Origin of the sequence: Pseudomonas sp. TWI923 (assembly GCF_039673365.1) — a bacterium.
GTDB classification, from domain to species: Bacteria; Pseudomonadota; Gammaproteobacteria; order Pseudomonadales; family Pseudomonadaceae; genus Aquipseudomonas; species Aquipseudomonas sichuanensis.
In genome coordinates this window covers 1-18,485 of the sequence record NZ_JBDJLM010000003.1, presented here as the reverse complement: position 1 = coordinate 18,485, position 18,485 = coordinate 1, and the positions used below count along the sequence as shown (strand labels likewise).

The 18,485-nt window shown below is 62.3% G+C and carries 19 protein-coding genes and 1 pseudogene; 13 read left to right on the top strand and 7 right to left on the bottom strand.

Annotated features, from left to right (window positions below; all coding sequences use genetic code 11):
* The first annotated feature begins 8 nt into the window (after positions 1 to 8).
* Positions 9 to 893, top strand: a complete 885-nt coding sequence (locus tag ABE459_RS02100; RefSeq protein ID WP_323833103.1) for a LysR family transcriptional regulator — start codon at positions 9 to 11, stop codon at positions 891 to 893.
* Positions 894 to 1,045: 152 nt separating this feature from the next.
* On the opposite strand, the gene ABE459_RS02095 is transcribed toward ABE459_RS02100, so the two are convergent.
* Positions 1,046 to 1,456 carry a type II toxin-antitoxin system HicB family antitoxin gene (locus ABE459_RS02095; RefSeq protein ID WP_323833105.1) on the bottom strand — a complete coding sequence of 137 codons (411 nt, stop codon included), beginning with the start codon at positions 1,454 to 1,456 and terminating at the stop codon, positions 1,046 to 1,048.
* A gap of 56 nt (positions 1,457 to 1,512) precedes the next feature.
* Complete coding sequence (locus ABE459_RS02090) at positions 1,513 to 1,695, bottom strand: type II toxin-antitoxin system HicA family toxin (RefSeq protein WP_125465620.1); 183 nt, start codon at positions 1,693 to 1,695, stop codon at positions 1,513 to 1,515.
* A 213-nt stretch (positions 1,696 to 1,908) separates the two neighbouring features.
* On the opposite strand from ABE459_RS02090, the gene ABE459_RS02085 reads away from it, so the two are divergent.
* The 7 genes from ABE459_RS02085 to ABE459_RS02055 are packed head-to-tail and all read left to right on the top strand — an operon-like array spanning position 1,909 to position 8,179.
* Positions 1,909 to 2,514 carry a CDP-alcohol phosphatidyltransferase family protein gene (locus ABE459_RS02085; RefSeq protein ID WP_125465621.1) on the top strand — a complete coding sequence of 202 codons (606 nt, stop codon included), beginning with the start codon at positions 1,909 to 1,911 and terminating at the stop codon, positions 2,512 to 2,514.
* A gap of 30 nt (positions 2,515 to 2,544) precedes the next feature.
* Entirely contained in the window at positions 2,545 to 4,299 is a 1,755-nt protein-coding gene (locus tag ABE459_RS02080) for a bifunctional alpha/beta hydrolase/class I SAM-dependent methyltransferase (RefSeq protein ID WP_323833107.1), read from the top strand.
* Positions 4,299 to 5,711 carry a phosphatase PAP2/dual specificity phosphatase family protein gene (locus ABE459_RS02075; RefSeq protein WP_323833109.1) on the top strand — a complete coding sequence of 471 codons (1,413 nt, stop codon included), beginning with the start codon at positions 4,299 to 4,301 and terminating at the stop codon, positions 5,709 to 5,711. The genes ABE459_RS02080 and ABE459_RS02075 overlap by 1 nt, the downstream gene beginning before the upstream one ends.
* Positions 5,708 to 6,127: a hypothetical protein gene (locus ABE459_RS02070; RefSeq protein WP_323833111.1), complete on the top strand. Its 420-nt coding sequence runs from the start codon at positions 5,708 to 5,710 to the stop codon at positions 6,125 to 6,127. Before ABE459_RS02075 ends, ABE459_RS02070 begins: the two co-directional genes overlap by 4 nt.
* 10 nt (positions 6,128 to 6,137) lie before the next feature.
* Positions 6,138 to 6,761 carry a lysophospholipid acyltransferase family protein gene (locus ABE459_RS02065; protein ID WP_346647909.1) on the top strand — a complete coding sequence of 208 codons (624 nt, stop codon included), beginning with the start codon at positions 6,138 to 6,140 and terminating at the stop codon, positions 6,759 to 6,761.
* A gap of 1 nt (position 6,762) precedes the next feature.
* The gene (locus ABE459_RS02060; RefSeq protein WP_125465626.1) at positions 6,763 to 7,695 is read left to right on the top strand and encodes a phosphatidate cytidylyltransferase; all 933 of its coding nucleotides are present in this window, start codon (positions 6,763 to 6,765) and stop codon (positions 7,693 to 7,695) included.
* Positions 7,696 to 7,699: 4 nt separating this feature from the next.
* Entirely contained in the window at positions 7,700 to 8,179 is a 480-nt protein-coding gene (locus ABE459_RS02055) for an HIT family protein (protein ID WP_323833115.1), read from the top strand.
* A gap of 38 nt (positions 8,180 to 8,217) precedes the next feature.
* Here the strand turns inward: ABE459_RS02055 and ABE459_RS02050 are convergent, their stop codons facing one another.
* On the bottom strand, positions 8,218 to 8,493 hold the full coding sequence (locus ABE459_RS02050) for a metal/formaldehyde-sensitive transcriptional repressor (RefSeq protein WP_125465627.1): 276 nt from the start codon (positions 8,491 to 8,493) through the stop codon (positions 8,218 to 8,220).
* A 69-nt stretch (positions 8,494 to 8,562) separates the two neighbouring features.
* On the opposite strand from ABE459_RS02050, the gene dmeF reads away from it, so the two are divergent.
* Together dmeF and ABE459_RS02040 are read left to right on the top strand one after the other, a co-directional pair.
* The gene (gene dmeF / locus ABE459_RS02045; RefSeq protein WP_323833117.1) at positions 8,563 to 9,486 is read left to right on the top strand and encodes a CDF family Co(II)/Ni(II) efflux transporter DmeF; all 924 of its coding nucleotides are present in this window, start codon (positions 8,563 to 8,565) and stop codon (positions 9,484 to 9,486) included.
* 151 nt (positions 9,487 to 9,637) lie between these two features.
* Complete coding sequence (locus tag ABE459_RS02040; protein ID WP_125465629.1) at positions 9,638 to 9,982, top strand: cupin domain-containing protein; 345 nt, start codon at positions 9,638 to 9,640, stop codon at positions 9,980 to 9,982.
* A gap of 268 nt (positions 9,983 to 10,250) precedes the next feature.
* Here the strand turns inward: ABE459_RS02040 and mmsB are convergent, their stop codons facing one another.
* Positions 10,251 to 11,141, bottom strand: coding sequence for a 3-hydroxyisobutyrate dehydrogenase (mmsB, locus tag ABE459_RS02035; RefSeq protein ID WP_125465630.1), 891 nt, complete (start codon positions 11,139 to 11,141; stop codon positions 10,251 to 10,253).
* A gap of 10 nt (positions 11,142 to 11,151) precedes the next feature.
* On the bottom strand, positions 11,152 to 12,678 hold the full coding sequence (locus ABE459_RS02030; protein WP_125465631.1) for a CoA-acylating methylmalonate-semialdehyde dehydrogenase: 1,527 nt from the start codon (positions 12,676 to 12,678) through the stop codon (positions 11,152 to 11,154).
* 133 nt (positions 12,679 to 12,811) lie between these two features.
* Between ABE459_RS02030 and ABE459_RS02025 the strand changes: the two genes are divergently transcribed.
* Positions 12,812 to 13,759, top strand: coding sequence for a LysR family transcriptional regulator (locus tag ABE459_RS02025; protein WP_323833121.1), 948 nt, complete (start codon positions 12,812 to 12,814; stop codon positions 13,757 to 13,759).
* Between the two features lie 340 nt (positions 13,760 to 14,099).
* Here ABE459_RS02025 and ABE459_RS02020 read toward each other — a convergent pair whose 3' ends face one another.
* Complete coding sequence (locus ABE459_RS02020; RefSeq protein WP_323833123.1) at positions 14,100 to 15,953, bottom strand: ATP-binding protein; 1,854 nt, start codon at positions 15,951 to 15,953, stop codon at positions 14,100 to 14,102.
* Positions 15,950 to 17,116 (bottom strand): SIR2 family protein, encoded by a 1,167-nt coding sequence (locus tag ABE459_RS02015; protein WP_323833125.1) that lies wholly within the window; start codon positions 17,114 to 17,116, stop codon positions 15,950 to 15,952. Before ABE459_RS02015 ends, ABE459_RS02020 begins: the two co-directional genes overlap by 4 nt.
* 709 nt (positions 17,117 to 17,825) lie before the next feature.
* Between ABE459_RS02015 and ABE459_RS02010 the strand changes: the two genes are divergently transcribed.
* Positions 17,826 to 18,044, top strand: coding sequence for a hypothetical protein (locus ABE459_RS02010; protein WP_323833127.1), 219 nt, complete (start codon positions 17,826 to 17,828; stop codon positions 18,042 to 18,044).
* A 213-nt stretch (positions 18,045 to 18,257) separates the two neighbouring features.
* Positions 18,258 to 18,371, top strand: a pseudogene (locus tag ABE459_RS02005) (LysR family transcriptional regulator); the annotation flags it as partial.
* Positions 18,372 to 18,485 lie beyond the last annotated feature (114 nt).

The window sequence follows — 18,485 nt, the reverse complement described above, 5'->3', positions numbered from 1 at the left end:
AGAGGCTGATGCATTTCGACCTGACCGACCTTGCGCTGTTCCAGCACACCCTGGAGTGCGGCAACATCACCGCCGGCGCACGCCGCAGCCACCTGTCGCTGCCGGCCGCCAGCGCACGGATCCGCGCCATGGAAACCTCGCTCGGCATCCCGTTGCTCGAACGCAATCGCCGCGGCGTGCAGCCGACACCCGCTGGCCAGGCCCTGCTGCAGCACGCGCGGTTGATCGCCGCGCAGGTGGAGCGGTTGCAATACGACCTGGCTCAGTACGCCAAGGGCCAGCAGGGCCAGGTGCGCCTGCTGTGCAACACCGCGGCGCTGACCGAGTACCTGCCCGAGTTGCTGGCACGGTATCTGGTCGAGTACCCGGGGGTGAGCATCGACGTGCAGGAACAGCCGAGCCTGCGCATCGTCCAGGCCATTACCCAAGGCATGGCCGACCTGGGCATCGTCTCCACCGCTGCGCCCTGCGGGCATCTGCAGACCCGAGTGTTTCGCGACGATCCGCTGGTGCTGGTGATGCCGGAGGGGCATGCACTGGCCGATGCAGCCGCGCCCGATTTTGTGCAAAGCCTTGCATACGGGCATGTCGGCTTGGGCCCGAACAGCGCACTGGCCTTGCACCTTGAGGAACAGGCACTGCGGCTGGGACACAGGATGCTGGTGCGGGTACGCGCCGAAGGCTTCGATGGGGTGATCCGCATGGTTGCGGGCGGGGCTGGCGTGGGGGTGGTGCCGCTGGCCTCGGTACGGCGTTGGGAGGGTGTATTGCCCCTGCACTGGGTGGCGCTGCACGAGGCGTGGGCGAACCGGCAATTGCAGGTATGCGCCCGGGATTTTGCCGCGCTCCCCGGCTATGCGGCGGCGCTGGTCGAGCATTTGCTGATGGCCTGAAAGCTGCGCGATCCCTGTAGGAGCGGCCTTGTGCCGCGAAAGGGGCGCGGAGCGGCCCCAGGATCGGTGTATGTCACACAATTGCCGGGGCTGCTACGCAGCCCTATCGCGACACAAGGCCGCTCCTACAGGGACCGCGCCAAACCCGGCGGTTAGCGGAAGGCGACCGCCAGCTCACGCAGCGCAGCCGAGGCGAGGAAGCCAGAGCGCGAGGCGTAACGATGATCGCGTTTCACCTTTTCGTCGATGCGCTGCAGCAGGTTCTCGGGCAACGTGGCATTGAAGCGCACCGCCTTGCCCAGGTACGGGGTGACATCGAAGTCCACCACCGCCCAGACGCCCCCGGCGTAGTCGGGATTGGCCACATGCACATCCACCTCCTCGGCCTGCGGCAGCGCCTCGCCGTCGGCCACCAGGCCTTCGAAATGCAGGGCCAGGGCTTCCTGCACATTTTCCAGCGCCTGGGAAACAGTAGGGCCGGCCGAGAAACAGCCAGGCACGTCGGGCACGATCACGCCGTAGTCAGTGCCCTCATCCTTATGCAGTACAACGGGGAATTTCATGGTCTGTCTCCCTTGGTCCTGTGGGCCGCAAAGCGTCCCGCTCAACGCAACCGGCCTCATTTCAAGCCAGCCTGTTTCAAAATGCTGTGCACGGTGCCCCTGGGCAGATCGCTTTTGGGATGGGGAACCGTGACCCGCCCTCGCTTGTACGGATGCCTGAATTGATGGTGACTTCCTTTCACTTCCACCTCGTACCAGCCGTCGGCTTCGATGAGCTGGATCACGTCCCTGCTGCGCATGCATCCTTCCTTTGGCAGGTGATGTGTAGCGTACACACCACTATGGGTTTTAACCAAGCCAAATACACACCATGCACACAATAGGCGACAAGCGGCACATTCCTTCCATTTCGTAGGCCTGATGCACTTCACAGATGGGCGCTTTCAACTTGCCGCCACCCACGCGCCTTATTCACAATTGCCGCATCGCCGCACCACGACAGGGAATTCCACGTGCCATCGATCTACCAGCTCAAACCCCGCTTCCAGGCGCTGCTGCGCCCGACCGTGCAACGCCTGTTCGAGCGGGGCGTCACCGCCAACCAGGTCACCGTCGCCGCTGGCGCAATCTCCGTGCTCATCGGCCTGCTGCTGGCCTGGCTGCCCCAGGTGGCGTGGCTGTTCATACTGGTGCCGGTGTGGATGCTGCTGCGCATGGCACTGAATGCGGTGGACGGCATGCTCGCCCGGGAGTTCGGCCAGCAATCGAAGCTGGGCGCCTACCTCAACGAGCTGTGCGACGTGATCGCCGATGCCGCGCTGTACCTGCCCTTCGCCCTGCTGACCGGCGTATCGCCGGCGCTGGTGGTGCTGGTGGTGCTGCTCGCGGTCATCAGCGAGTACGCCGGGGTGATGGGCCCGCTGGCCGGCGCGTCGCGGCGCTACGACGGGCCGATGGGCAAGAGCGACCGGGCCTTCGCCTTTGGCGTGCTGGGCACCGGGGTAGCCTTCGGGCTGCTGAGTGCAACCTGGATCAACGGCCTGCTGCTGGTCATCCTGTTGCTCTCGCTCTATACCCTGTACAACCGGGTTCGCCAGGGCCTGGCCGAAACCCGCTGAGCCCCCCGCTGCCGGACAAGGATATTCGCCATGCGCCAAGCGCAATCGCTGCATTTTTCCACCCATGACGGCGTCGAGCTGCACTACCGTCACTGGCCCGCCACACGCAACGAACACCAGCCGCGCCGTGCCGTGGTGATGTTCCACCGTGGCCACGAGCACGGCGGGCGCCTGGCGCACCTGGCCGACGAGCTGGACCTGCCCGGCTATGACGTTTTCGCCTGGGACGCCCGTGGCCATGGCCAGTCGCCGGGCGCGCGCGGCGACAGCCCGAGCTTCGCCACCAGCGTGCGCGACGTGCAGACCTTCATCGAGCATATCCAGGCGCAGCACGGCATCGCCGAGCCCGACCTGGTGGTGCTGGCACAGAGCGTCGGGGCCGTGCTGATCGCCACCTGGGCCCATGACTACGCGCCCAAGGTGCGCTGCCTAGTGCTGGCCTCGCCAGCGTTCAAGGTCAAACTCTACGTACCTTTTGCCCGCCCCGGGCTGAAGCTGATGAAAGCCCTGCGCGGCAATTTCTTCGTCAACAGCTACGTCAAGCCGCGCCTGCTCACCCACGACCCGGAGCGGGTCATGTCCTACGTGGCCGACCCGCTGATCAGCCGGCCGATCTCGGTGACCATGCTGCTCGGCCTGTACGAAGCCGCCGACCGCGTGGTGGCGGATGCCCAGGCGATCCAGGTGCCGACGCAACTGCTGGTATCGGGCTCGGACTTCGTGGTCGAACGCGCCCCGCAGGAGCGCTTCTTCGAGCGCCTGGGCAGTGCGCGCAAAGAGATGCACATTCTGCCTGGTTTCTTCCACGACACCCTCGGCGAACGGGACCGCGCCCATGCCCTGGCGCGGATCAAGCGCTTCGTCGAGCATTGCTTCGATAACCCCGCACCCGTGCCATCGCTGCTCGATGCCGACAAGACCGGCGCCAGCTGCGCCGAGGCCGAAAGCCTGGCCGCACCGCTGCCGCGCAACTCGCCACGCGACCTGTACTGGCGCGCCACCCGCGCCGGCCTGCAACTGGGCAAGGGCCTTTCCGCTGGCGTGAAGCTGGGCTTCGACACCGGCTTCGACTCTGGCTCGACCCTGGACTACGTGTACCGCAACCAGCCCACCGGCAAGGGCCGGCTGGGCGAGATGATCGACCAGAACTACCTCAACGCCATCGGCTGGCGCGGCATCCGCCAGCGCAAGCTCAACGTCGAGGAACTGCTGCGCCTGGCCATCGCGCAACTGCGTGAGCAACAGCGCCCGGTGCGCATCGTCGATATCGCCGCCGGCCACGGCCGCTACATCCTCGAAGCGCTGCAAGGCTTGCAGCAGCTGCCCGACTCGATCCTGCTGCGCGACTACAGCGAGCTCAACGTGCAGCAAGGCAATGCGCTGATCAGCGAAAAGGGCCTGGGTGAGATCGCCCGTTTCGTCCAGGGCGATGCCTTCGACCGCCAGAGCCTGGCCGGCCTCGACCCGCGCCCGACCCTCGCGGTGGTCTCGGGCCTGTATGAGCTGTTCCCCAGCAATGAGGCCGTGGCTAACTCGCTGGCGGGGCTGGCCGATGTCGTCGAGGAAGGCGGCTACCTGGTGTACACCGGCCAGCCCTGGCACCCGCAACTGGAGATGATCGCCCGGGCGCTGACCAGCCACCGTGGCGGCCAGGCCTGGGTGATGCGCCGGCGCAGCCAGGCAGAGATGGACCAGTTGGTGGCGGCGGCAGGTTTTCGCAAGATCACCCAGCGCATCGACGAGTGGGGCATTTTCAGTGTCAGCCTGGCGCAGCGGGTGCGTTGATGGCCCGTGAAGCAGGGCTGATCCGACGTGGCGTGCTGTGGCTGTTGCTGCTCGGCCCGTTCTTTTTCCTCAGCTACGGCCTGGCCAACAACTACACGGCTGGGCGCGAAGATGTCGGCAGCCTGGTGTTCGCCTGGGAACGGCACATGCCGTTGTGGCCATGGACGATCATCCCGTACTGGTCGATCGACCTGTTGTACGGCTTGTCGTTCCTGTTGCCGCACACCCGGCGGGAGATGGACCGGCACGCCCTGGCGCTGCTGACCGCGCAGCTGGTCAGCGTCGCTTGCTTCCTGCTCTGGCCATTGCGCTTCACCTTCGAGCGCCCGGAACTGTCGGGGCTGTTCGGCTGGCTGTTCGATGTGCTGATGGGCTTCGACAAGCCTTACAACCAGGCGCCATCACTGCATATCGCACTGCTGGTGATCATCTGGACGATGTTCGCCCGGCACACCCAGCAGCCTATGTGGCGTTGGCTGGTGCATGGCTGGATGGGGCTGATCGGGGTGTCGGTGCTGACCACCTGGCAGCATCACTTCATCGACCTGCCAACTGGCGCACTGGCCGGTTTCGTCTGCCTGTGGCTGTGGCCGCGGCAAGGCCCGCTGCCCTGGCAGCAGGCCCGGCTGGCGCGCGACCCCAAGCGTTGGCGCATGGCGTTGCGCTACGGGCTCGGCGCGATGCTGCTGGCCGTGCTGGCCCTCAAGCTCGGCCACGTCAGCTTGTGGCTGCTGTGGCCGGCTGTGTCGCTGCTGCTGGTGGCGCTTAACTATGGCCTGTTCGGTGCGGGCGGTTTCCAGAAAGGCGCGGATGGCCAGCTGTCGATTGCCGCGAGCGTGCTGCTGGCGCCCTATCTGCTGGCTGCGTGGGCCAACTCACGGTTGTGGACCCGGCAGCACCCGCAGGCGGATGAAGTGTTGGATGGGGTGTATCTGGGCCGGATACCGGGGCACGGGGAGGCGACGGCGTTTGCTGCGGTGATCGACCTGTGTGCGGAGCTGGCCTGTACCGACGCCATCGCGGGGCAAGCCCGCTCCCACGCGCTAGGCAATAGCTCGTCGGAGGCTGCGTGGGAGCGGCGGTGCGCCGCTGCGACTTGCCCCGCGATGGCCCTCGAACAGCCTGTGCAGTATTACCAGAGCCTGCCGAGCCTGGACCTGATCGCCCCAAGCCGGCAAACCCTGGAGCAAGCCGCCGCCGCCATCGAACACCTGCGCCAACATGGCCCGCTACTGGTCTGCTGCGCCCTGGGCTATTCGCGCAGCGCCAGCGCGGTGGCTGCCTGGCTGATCATCAGCGGCCGTTGCAGCGACGCCAGCCAGGCCGAAATGCTCATCCGCAAGGCACGCCCCAGGGTGGTCCTGCACCCGGCCCATCGGCAGGTGCTGCAGCAACTGGAGGCCCGGCCATGAACCTGCGCGTCGTCGCCAGCCTGCTCTCCCGTGGCCGCCAGCTGGAACGTCTGTCGGACGGCATCAGCCTGCTGGCAATCGCCTGCAGCCTGGCGCCATTGTTCGGCTTGGCGCTGTCTTCGCCGGCCCGCGCACTGTGCGTGGCGCTGCTGGTCATCGGCCTGGCCCACAAGTACTGGGCGATACGTGTCGCCCTGGATGCCGAGCTGTTCGCCCACCTGGCCGCCAGCAGCGACCTGCCCGCCGATACCCAGGCCCTGGACCGTGCCCTGCATGAACTCCGCCTCAAACCCAGCGCCAGCGACAGCCGCGACTGGCCGGCACGCAGCCAGGTCGCCCTGGCCCTGCTGCGCCGCCAGGCCCTGTGCCTGGCCGTGCAAGTGCTGCTGGTACTGACCCTCCCCTTCACCGGATAAGACCGCCGCCATGCTCGCCAGCCTGACCGCCTTAGTCATCACCTCCGCCGCCCGCCTGATCACCGGCGCCCGCGCCCTGTGGCTGGGTTGCACGCCACAGCCGGTACAACGGCTGTACTTTGCCAACCACAGCAGCCACGGTGACTTCGTGCTGCTGTGGGCGGCACTGCCCGCTCCCCTGCGCCGCCACACCCGCCCCGTGGCGGGGGCCGACTACTGGTGCAAGCCCGGTATTCGCGACTTCCTCATCCGCCAGGTGTTCAACGCTGTGCTGATCGATCGCACACGCACGCCGGCCGAGGGCAATCCGCTGCAACCGGTGCTCGACGCGTTCGCCCAGGGCGACTCGCTGATCTTCTTCCCGGAAGGCACCCGCAACCTCGGTGACGAACCGCTGTTGCCCTTCAAGAGCGGCCTGTTCCACCTGGCCGCGGCCAACCCGCAGGTCGAGCTGGTGCCGGTGTGGATCGCCAACCTCAACCGGGTCATGCCCAAGGGCCGTGCCCTGCCGCTGCCGCTGCTGTGCACCTTGAGTTTCGGCGAGCCGCTGCACCTGCAGGCGGACGAAGGCAAACACGCATTTCTCGAGCGGGCCCGCGAGGCCCTGCTGAACCTGGCCCCGAAGGATGCCTGAGATGGATCACAACACCCTTTCGCTGTTCGCCGGCATCGGCGCCCTGTTGCTGCTGGCCAGCGCCATCGGGCGCCTGCTCAAGTGGCGCGCCGGCCCTGCCCCGCACGCGGTCATCGACAACCTCAACGCGCGCATCAATGCCTGGTGGGTCATGGTGCTGGTGATCGGCATCGCCTTCGTGTTCGGCAAGTACGGGGTGATCGTGCTGTTCTACGGCGTGTCGTTCTACGCCCTGCGCGAGTTCATGACCCTCACCCCGACCCGGCGCAGCGACTACCCGGCGCTGGTGGCGGCGTTCTACGTGGCGCTGCCGGTGCAGTACCTGCTGATCGCCATGGACTGGTACGGGCTGTTCAGCATCTTCATACCGGTGTACCTGTTCCTGCTGCTGCCGATCCTCGCCAGCTTCGGCGGCGACACCACGCGCTTCCTCGAACGCGCCTCGAAGGTGCAATGGGGGCTGATGATCGCGGTGTACTGTGTGTCGTCAGTGCCGGCGCTGATGACCCTGGATATCCCTGGCTTCGAAGGCCGCAACCTGCTGCTGATCGCCTGGCTGATCCTGGTGGTGCAGATCAGCGATGTGCTGCAGTACGTGTGCGGCAAGCTGTTCGGCAAACGCAAGGTGGCGCCCAACCTGTCGCCGTCGAAAACCGTCGAAGGCCTGGCCGGCGGCGTGGCGCTGGCCACCCTGGTGGGCGCGCTGCTGTGCTGGATCACCCCGTTCACCTTCTGGCAGGCGGCGCTGATGGCGCTGACCGTCAATGCCATGGGCTTCTTCGGCGGGCTGGTGATGTCGGCGATCAAGCGCGACCGCGGGGTGAAGGACTGGGGGCACATGATCGAAGGCCATGGCGGCATGCTCGACCGCATGGATTCGGTGTGTTTCGCAGCGCCGGTGTTCTTCCACTTCGTGCGCTACTGGTGGGCCTGAGTCGGTGGACATTCCCCAGGATTACATCGTCCACGAGAGCGAGCACTGGATCGTCAACCACCACCTGACGTCGCGCCTGCCCGGCTACCTGATGCTGGGTTCGCGGGCGCCGGTGGACAGCCTGGCCGACCTGCCCGACCAGGCGCTGGCGGACATGGGCCGGCTGATGGCCAGGCTGCAACGGGCCATGGAGCAAACGCTGGCGCCCAGGTGGTTGTACATCGGGCGTTTCGGGCATGTACCGGGTTGCCCGCTGCATTTTCACTTCATCCCGGTGTACGACTGGGTCGAGGCACTGTTCTGGGCTGATGAGCGCTACCGTGCGCTGCAACAGTTCGGCTCGCTGGAGCATGCCCTGTCGAAGACCGACGGGGCGGAACTGACGTTGTTCGTCTGGCGCGAGTTCGGCGAAAGCCCGACGCCACCCAAGGTACTGGGGAGGGGTATCCCTGAGGTGATTGCCGCTGTGCGTGAGCGGTTGTAGCGCGTATCACGAGACCAGCCCCACGGTGTTGCCAAACGCTATTTCAGGTACGAGCGCAGCAGCGCAGCTACCTTGTCGGCCTCCTCCAGCCGCTCCTCGGCGCTCAGCCCCTCCGCCACCAGATGCTCGCGGATATGCCCTTCCATCATTTCGGCCATCAGCCCATTCACTGCACCGCGCACGGCGGCGATCTGCTGCAGGATCGCCAGGCAGTCCTTTTCCTGCTCCAGCGCGGTCTCCAGCGCGGCTGCCTGGCCTTTGATCTTGCGCACCCGGGTCAGCAGCTGCTTCTTGCTCTTGAGGGTATGTGCCATTCTGCTTCCATCACTGCAGGTATACTGGGGTATAGTATATTTCACGCCTGTCCGGGAGCATGATAAACCATGACCACGCAAACCTCCGACCGTTGGCTGCACAGCCACCAGTTCCATACCAGCAACCTCGGTGCAGAGCGCAAGACGCGGCTGGCGGTATGGCTGACTGCCGTGATGATGGTGGCGGAGATCGCCGGTGGCTGGTTCTTCAACTCCATGGCCCTGCTGGCCGACGGCTGGCACATGAGCTCCCATGCCCTCGCACTCGGCCTGTCGCTACTGGCCTACGCCGCTGCGCGGCGCTATGCCGGCGACCGTCGTTTTGCCTTCGGCACCTGGAAAATCGAGATTCTCGGCGGCTACTCCAGCGCCCTGTTGCTGCTTGGCGTGGCCGCACTGATGGCGTTCCAGTCGGTTGAACGGCTGCTGACGCCAGGCGCCATCCATTACGACGAGGCGATCTTCATCGCCGTGATCGGCCTGGCGGTCAACCTGATCTGCGCCTGGTTGCTGCGCGATGACCACAGCCATCATCACGAGCATGCACATGACCACGGCCATCACCACCACGACCTCAACCTGCGCTCGGCCTACCTGCATGTGATCGCCGACGCCGCCACTTCGGTTCTGGCGATCGTTGCCCTGGTGGCCGGCAAACTGTGGGGTGCCGGCTGGCTCGACCCAGTCATGGGCCTGGTCGGCGCGATGCTGGTGGCGCTGTGGGCCAAAGGCTTGCTGCGCGATACCGGGCGGGTGCTGCTGGATGCCGAAATGGATGCGCCGGTGGTCGAGGAAATCCGCGAGGTGGTAGCGCAGCTGCCAGTGCCCGCCGCCATCACCGACCTGCATGTGTGGCGCGTTGGCAAGGACCAGTACGCCTGCATCGTCAGCCTGGCCACCGCCGGCGCACTGAGCGCCGACAGCGTGCGCCAGGCGCTTGGGGTGCATGAAGAGCTGGCACACATCACCGTCGAGGTGAATGCCCTGCGCTGAGCGTCCTCTGGACAGCGCCAGCGTGGTACACAGCCCGAGCCAGCAGGCCGGATAGCGCATCCAGACAGCCAGGCGTCGAGCACAGGCAACTGGCCGACGACGCCTGGCCCTATGGTGATGCGTTCTATCACTCATTGCCTGGAGCCACGCCATGTCCGATTTCATCACCGTCCTGCGCGAAACCTGCCCCACCCCGGTGGTCGACGCGACCAAGTGGAAGCGCATCGGCGGCGACCCGCACACCGTCAACCTCAACGCCTACCTGTCGGCCGACGGCAGCAAGATCATGGGTACCTGGATCTGCACCCCGGGCAAGTTCGAGGTCAACTACGAAAAATGGGAGTTCTGCCACTTCCTCGATGGCTACTGCATCGTCACCCCGGAAGGTGAAGAGCCCAAGCACCTGAAGGCAGGGGATGTGTTCGTGATCGAACCGGGGATGAAAGGCACCTGGGAAGTGGTCGAGACGGTGCGCAAGTACTTCGTGTTTGCCTGATAGCTCGGCAAAACAGCAAACCCTGTAGGAGCGGCCTTGTGTCGCGAAAGGGCCGCAAGGCGGCCCCAGCGTTACCACATCGATCGCCGGGGCCGCTGCGCAGCCCTTTCGCGACACAAGGCCGCTCCTACAAAGACAGTTGCTCCCACAAGCAAGGCTACTGTTGGAACATCGGGCAAAAAAAATCGCGAAGCGCATGCCCCTCCCCCAAGGTGCGCAGTTACAAGGGGGAGGACCATACGGTCCGCGATGAAGTCCCTCTCGCCCATCAATCCTTCTTGCGATACCCCTCGACGATCGCCGAGAAATCCTTGCCGCCTTCGCCGCGCAGGCTCATGGCCTGGTACAGCTGCTGGGCCACGGCGCCCATGATCACCGGCTGGTGCGCCTGGCGTGCGGCCTCGGTGGCCAGGCCCAGGTCCTTGAGCATCAATTCGGCGCCGAAGCCGCCGGTGTAGCCGCGCGAGGCCGGTGCGGTCTCGATGATGCCCGGCCACGGGTTGTAGGTGTCCGAACTCCAGCAACGCCCGGTCGAGCTGTTGATGATCCCGGCCAGTACCTTGGTGTCGATGCCCAGCGCATTGCCCAGGGCCATGGCTTCGGACACGCCGATCATCGAGATGCCCAACAGCAGGTTGTTACAGATCTTGGCGATCTGCCCGGTACCTACCTCGCCGCAGTGCACGATGTTGCGGCCCATCTGCTCCAGCACCGGCTTGAGGGTGGCGAACAGCGCCTCGCTGGCGCCGACCATGAAGGTCAGCGTGCCGGCCGCCGCGCCGCCAGTGCCGCCGGAGACCGGCGCGTCACCCATGTCGATGCCCTTGGCCGCCGCGGCCTTGGAAACCTCGCGGGCGGTCTGCGGGTCGATGGTGCTGCAGTCCACGGTCGGGGTGCCGGGGCGGATGCCGGCCAGCACGCCGGTCTCTTCGTCCAGGTAAACACTGCGTACATGGGCAGCGGCCGGCAGCATGGTGATTACCAGCTCGCTGTTGGCCGCGGCCTCCTTGGGCGAGGCGCTGACCTGCCCACCCAGCTCGGCAAGCTCCGCCAGTACGGTCTTGTTAAGGTCGAACAGGTTCAGCGAATGCCCGGCCTTGATCAGATTGCGGGCCATGGGCGCGCCCATGTTGCCCAGGCCGATGAATGCGATACGCATGGTCAGCTCCTTAGCGCAGGCTGATGGTGGTGTTTACACCGTCGTTGACACTGTCATCGTCGAACCAGCGGGCGGTGACGGTCTTGGTCTGAGTGTAGAACTGCACCACCTGCTTGCCGTACGGGCCGAGGTCGCCAAGCTTGGAGCCGCGCGAGCCGGTGAAGCTGAAGTACGGCACCGGTACCGGGATCGGGATGTTGATGCCGACCTGGCCGATGTCGATCTCGCTCTGGAACTTGCGCGCCGCGGCGCCGCTCTGGGTGAACAGGCCGGTACCGTTGCCGAACGGGTTGGCGTTGACCAGGGCGATGGCCTCGTCGAGGGTGTCCACCTCCAGCGTGACCAGCACCGGGCCGAAGATTTCCTGGGTGTACACCTGCATGTCGGTCTTGACCCCGGAGAACAGGGTCGGGCCCACGAAGTTGCCCTGCTCGTAGCCCGGCACCTTCACGTCACGGCCGTCCAGCTCCAGCTTGGCGCCTTCCTTGATGCCGCTTTCGATCAGGCCCAGCACCCGCTCCTTGGCGCGCTTGGAGACCACCGGGCCGACGTCGGTGCCTGGCTCGTTGCCGGCATTGACCTTGAGCTTGCTGGCCGCGTCCTTGATGTCCGGCAGCCACTCGCGGGCCTTGCCCACCAGCACCGCCACCGAGGTAGCCATGCAGCGCTGGCCGGCGGCACCGAACGCAGCACCGACCAGCGCGTTGATGGTCTGGGTGCGGTTGGCGTCAGGCAGCACCACGGCGTGGTTCTTCGCGCCCATCATCGACTGCACGCGCTTGCCGTGCTGGCTGCCCAGGTTGTAGACGTGGGTGCCGACTTCGGTGGAGCCGACGAACGAGATCGCCTTGATGTCCGGGTGGGTGCAGATGCCATCGACCACCTGCTTGCCGCCGTGCACCACGTTGAGCACACCAGCCGGGATCCCGGCTTCCAGCGCCAGCTCGACCAGCATCATGGTCGACAGCGGGTCCTGTTCGGACGGCTTGAGCACGAAGGTGTTGCCGCAGACGATGGCCATCGGGAACATCCACAGCGGGATCATCGCCGGGAAGTTGAAGGGGGTGATGCCGGCGCACACGCCGATAGGCTGGCGCAGGGTGTAGGTGTCGACGCCACTGGCGACGTTCTCGGCGAACTCGCCCATCTGCAGGGTGCCGATGGAGGCGGCGTGCTCGACCACTTCCAGGCCGCGGAAGATGTCGCCCTCGGCGTCGGCAATGGTCTTGCCCTGCTCGGCGCTGAGGGTCACGGCGATGCGTTTGCTGTGTTCGCGGATCAGCGCCTGCAGCTTGAGCATGATGCGCATGCGCGCGCCGATCGGGGTGTCGCGCCAGGTCTTGAAGGCGCGCTCGGCGGCGGCCACGGCGGCGTTCACTTCATCGACGGTGGCAAACGGCACCCGCGCCAGCACTTGCTGGGTGGCCGGGTTGACGATGTCGCGCCACTCGGTGGTCTTGGATTCGACCCATTGGCCGTCGATCAGCAGTTTTACCTGTTCGACCTTGGTCTGGCTGGGGTTGTGGGGTGCGTTCATCTGCGCTCTCCTTGGAATTATTGTCGGAACGAAGACGCCTACGCCGGGGTGGACACGGGGTGGCGTGTAGGGGCTGAGATCGAGTATAGATGTGCAAACATCCAACAAGAATGAACAAAAAAACCGGATCATCATGCAAAAAGACCTCACCTCCCTGAGCGCGCTGAACTGGGACGACCTCAAGTTCTTTCTTGAGGTAGCGCGCACCCGCAAGGCCAGCAGTGCGGCCAAGCGCCTGGCCGTGGACTACACCACGGTGTCGCGGCGCATCGGCTCACTGGAAGGGGCGCTGGGTACCTTGTTGTTCGAGAAGTCGCGCACCAACGGCTTCGTCCTCACCGCCGAAGGCCAGCGCCTGCTGGGCTACGCCGAGTCGATCGAAAGCACCCTGCACATGGCCTGCGAGCAGGTTTCGGGCTCGGGCGTGGCGTTGTCGGGGCATGTGCGCATGGGCTGCACCGAAGGCTTCGGCAGCTTCTTCGTCACCCCGCAGCTGAGCCATTTCGTCGATGCCTGGCCGGCGATCTCGGTGGATATCCTGCCGTTGCCGCACTTCATCAGCCTGTCCAAGCGCGAGGCCGATATCGTCATCGCCCTGGAGCGGCCCGAGCATGGGCCTTATGTGTGCTGCAAGCTGTGCGACTACCGGCTGCGGCTGTACGCCACCCAGGACTACCTCGACAGCCACGCGCCGATCAGGGCGGTGAGCGACCTGGCGAGCCATCCCTTCATCAGTTACGTCGACGATCTGGCGTTCAGTTCGGAGCTTTTGTACCTGGCGAACCTGATCCCCAATGCCAACGCGCACCTGCGCAGCACCAGCGTCATCGCGCAGTACACGGCGGCGTTGCAGGGGCGCGGGCTGGCGATTTTGCCGTGCTTCCTGGCGGCGCAGGATCCGCGGTTGGTGACGGTGTTGCCGGAGGAGATCGAGGTGACGCGACAGTTCTGGATGTATTGCCGGGAGGATTTGAGGAAGCTCAAGCGGATTACCCTGTTGTGGGATTACATCCGTGAGGTGACCGAGCTGAACGGGCCGCTGCTGCTGGGCGAAACCCGAGTGATGGGCTTCGTGGACTGAAGAACTATAGGTGTAAGGGAGGCGAATTCCTAACGACATCTGCAAGGGCTCGCCAATGAAGTTCATATAGGGATTGTGACAAAACTTATGACACTGAGCCAAAGCGAAAAATCTACTCCGAAAAGTAATGGCATACGCGACTGAATTAATAAATTACTCTGTTGCGGCTGTAGGTAGAACCTCTCAACGTGCTCTGCAAAGGTTCGTCCAAGCCCTGGGCACATAGCCCCTCTGGCACCGTAGAGCACCAGAGAGTAAATGAACATCGGCGAGTGTCATGTGGGCCCTAGAAGCCTCTCATGTCATGCGCTGATTTCTTGAGGGGTCGGGATAGACTACGTCAGGTGCTCATGCGACCAGCGATGGCGGCCAACTCATCATCGGTCAGACGCTGTTCAGCCCAACCTTTGGCAAAACTTACGCTCTCGGACCTTGGCAATCTTTCCTCAGGTAGATTTTTAATCCGCACCCTCGCAGGCAGAGCTGCGCCTTCGCCGACAAATAATCCTTCTTGCTGAGCCAGAGTCGGAAGTGCCTTAATCATCCCAGTCAACCCATCAGGGAGGAATCGAGCGACATGCGCCTGATCAGCAGCGTTACTGAGTCGGAGAACGAGCCATGTCCCACATTGAGAGATGACTGTACTTTCTATATCTGCGGGCCTCTGACTTACCAGCATTAACCCGATTCCATATTTTCGCCCTTCTCTTGCTATGCGACGGATTGCTGTTTGGGCGGCTGCATATTCTGCTTCACCGCGATCAGGAACATATCTATGAGCTTCTTCACAGACCAAAAGAACAGGATCTCTGCGGCGCTCCTCGACCGTCTGGTAGAGTTTGTACTGGAAAAGCAAGCGAGCAATCACCGCGGCGAGAGGGCCAGCAACTTCATTGGGAAGACCTGAAATGTCAATTATGCGGAGGTCCTGCTTTACGTCTGCTTCACCCGCCAACTCACCCACAAATTGAGCAATTATAGATTCGAGCTTTTCCTGCGGATCCCATTCTCTCATCAAAAAATCAATACGGGGATCACGACAAAGCATACCAAGTTTGTCAATGATTGACTTGAACCCTTTTCCAAAATCAGTTTCTGTCACCCTCTCAGTTACCAGCATTTTGCTTGCCCGTGCAGCTTGTAGATAATGGATGTGGTTCAGCACCTCACTTAGGAGAAAAGGACGAGGTTTATCTCTATCGAACTCTATAATTTGAGAAGGGCTTACACCCTGTTTCGCTCGGGGTGCATCAAGATCCAACCCGTCTTGAGGAATTGCCCAGCCATACCCGGTGGGAGCTGGTTCTATAAGCCCGGCGGCAACCATCCTTGCATGAGTAAGAGCTTTATATATTATATTATTTTGGGATGTGGCTTCGAACTCGGTCTTCCCTATAACCAAAAGCCTAAACTCCTCCGCAGACATTAACCAGTAAGGCAATCTGATAGGAGTTCCCGGCGTGTCATCTGTACCGATAGGATCATAAGCTCTGAAAACTCGTGCTCGCTCAGAAAACGCCTTCCCATATTCTCCATGTGGGTCAATCATAACTATTCGTGGCGTAAACATTAACCCAACGCCAGGGGAGTGATCCAAAATGCTATGAAGTAGAGCCGCGACTGCTCCTGACTTTCCGGAACCAGTTGAGCCCAAAACAGCACAGTGCAGGGAAAACATTTTGTCTACGTTAGCACGGCATACTGCTGCATCGGCACCAACATATGTCGCGAATGCCACTAACGAGTCTACTCCATCAGGCCGTTGCCCTTCAGCAGATTGGTAAAGTATTGTCGCCTCGTCACGTGTTAGGAGATAGACGCTCTGCCGAGGCAGTGGATAAGTGGACACCCCACGCGCGAATGAAAGCCGTCTTTGTCCGGAGCTCCACGCGCCTTCCGCAAATAGCTGGATTTCCATGACACGCTGGTCAGCGTCAGCCGGTACAGACGGTAATGCCATATCGGCCAACTCTTCAGACTTCATTCGAAGCAATGTCACAAAACCAAACACCAAGCGACGGCCGAAATGAACCTTCACAATGCTCCCAATCTGGCCGATAGGGTAAACTCGCCCCCCGAAACTTCTCGTCAACTCGGAAACATCTCCAGACAACTCAACTTTAACTGTCGAGCCTGACACCTCTACTATTGTGCCTACCTTAAGGTCCGGCACTGCTTCGAACGGCATTGTCATAGAAAACTCTCCGATCCATCACGAAGCATCTTGGTCACCCCAGCAAATGTCCACCAGGCTCTCTCAGCATTCTCAGCGGGCGCATGAGTAGCGTCACGATTACCAACATAAAGCCCATTCTGAGTGAGAATATAAAGACGAGCCGCCCAAGATTTTTCCCGCCACTTAGCTAAGCACTCTGGAAGTCCATCCACCTCGCGCACAAATGCCAATAAAGTGGTTCGACTATCTACTCGCCCCATACATAGTTCTATTTCGTCGTTGATGTGATCGTCACCAAAGCTATATCCACATATAGCGAGGACATTGTCTTCGTGATTTGACAAAGACTTCCTTAACAGATCGAACTGTGCTGCAAATGGGTCCCGTTGGGTGGCTGCGTACTTTGTCGCTTGGGGATGTATCAGGATCAGTCCATGGCGATTTGGGTAGGTATCGAAATCACGAACGCGCCAAACCTTTCCATCGTCCCCCAAGTACCAATCGATAGAACCATGAAGTTTTACAACGCATGCTCTAACGGATTTTTTAGGTTCTTCGTCTCCAAAGCGGTGGGTGCGAAAGGCTACGGCCCCTCCCGAAAACCCATCCCAATATGAGACATTGGCAAGAGCCAAGGCATCTTCAATCAACGTATCGTAGTTTGTGGTGAAAAGCTTAACCGCCCGCCTACGATCATGCAGCCCTGCTTGCGAGGTTTTGAAGAGTGCGTCGACAAAATCCTTATGGTCACCTATTTGAACCAGTGGCTGAGTGGCATTCCCCACTTGCTCAGCGTTCTCACCCCGAGCGGGCACATACCCCCAGCGAATAGTTTCTGCAATCCACCTTAATATTGTCTTGTGAGCATCATTCATCTGCTCAAGAGTGAATTCCGTATTGTCGATGGATACGGTTTTTGATCGAGAGCGCAATGCTAATGCACTGTAGTCACCCAGATGGCTTAAAACATGCTCAACATGAGCATCCTGAGGAATCTCATTAAAAAGTGCAGTGAGGAGCGCCAAGTGCTCTGTCCCCTGAGCCAAGGCTTTGACTCTATCAGTGAGGGGGTACATCAAGGGAATCTTTGCCCCAAAGCTCACGCCTGCTCCTAAGAGCCAAGTCAGACAAGGTGAGGCTAAGTGTCGGTCAAGCTGCTCCAGCCAATCGTTAGCGTTCATAAGCCTATCCATAGCGGATCCGTTCCGGTCTGGCTATTTGCCACGAAAGCCTGTCGTTCATCAAGAGGTGCAGGCTCGATCACTGAACCTATCAATGTTCACGCTCAGTCTCTGCGGCTGGGTGGCACTGATGTCCGCCCATTCGGTTTTGGGGGTAGCACAGTGTTCATAATGATCTCCCGCTCATTTGGCTTGAATGCTTGGAACTTGCAGTCGGTTATAGATCTCCACATGCTCGTTACCCTAGGAAAGGCCCATAACCGATATCGCGCTGCGGGAAATCTCCCAAAGTCAGCCCCCCAAGGTTGCGCCTTGCGCCCAACAGAGATAGATTTCCCCAGTCGCCGGAGTATCGGCGACGCGACCTTGGCCGGTCGGAATCGAAAGGCGCAGCAGCGCCCAGTCTTCATCGCAGGCGCTTTTTTTTGTGCCCGCGATGTCGCGTTATGGCGGTGGTGCGCGGGACACCTTCGGGTGTGCCGGGCCCCTTTCGTCCCGGTCGGCCAACCCGCGTACTGCTGCCACCTAAACTTGCTTGGCCGCGAGCGGTGGCAGTTCCATAACGAAAGGAACTCATGCATGACCACCACGATACTGAGGATCCTCGCATCCGCTCTCCGCCGCCCATCCCCCGCGGCGCCCCCTTCTCCAACCTTCTACCCAATCGACAGCCAATCCCTCGCCACCCGCGCAAACCGGGAGGCATCCCATGACTGACCACGAACGCCTGTCCACCATCCAAAGCTACGCCTGGACCCTCGAATTGCTCGGTGAAGCGCTGGTCCAGCATGACGAGGTGCTGGAGTGCGAGCACAACCCGCAGCTGAGCTTTCGCAATACGGCGGGGATTCATCAGGCGATCCGGATCATCAGTCGGCTGGCCAGCGAGCAGGTCGGCAAGATGGGGGCTATGACGGAGAAGGGGTGACCTTGGGGCAGTAAAACCTGCATCATTGGGGCCGCCTTGCGGCCCTGTCGCGGAATACGTCCGAACGGCGTACCGCGAGCAGCATCTGCCTGCCATTCCGGAGACACACAGGCTTCAAGTCATTTGCGCAGCAGCCCAATGCGCCATTTGCGACGGCGAGATTGGCGCCAACCTGGCCTTGCAGTTGGATTTCATGCGGGAGGCGCATTGCATCTCGGCAAGCTCAAGCGGATTACCCTGCTGTGGGATTACATCCGTGAGGTGACCGAGGCGAATGCGCAGTTGTTGATGGGCGAGACCCGTGAGATGAAATTCGCTCAAGGTTGAACTTGAGGGCCATCGCGGGGCAATCCCGCGCCCCCCCCCAACCCGGGGGGGGGGGGTGGGCCCCGGGTGGTTCCACCCCCGAGGGTGGGGGGGGTGACGCGAACGTTACACAGC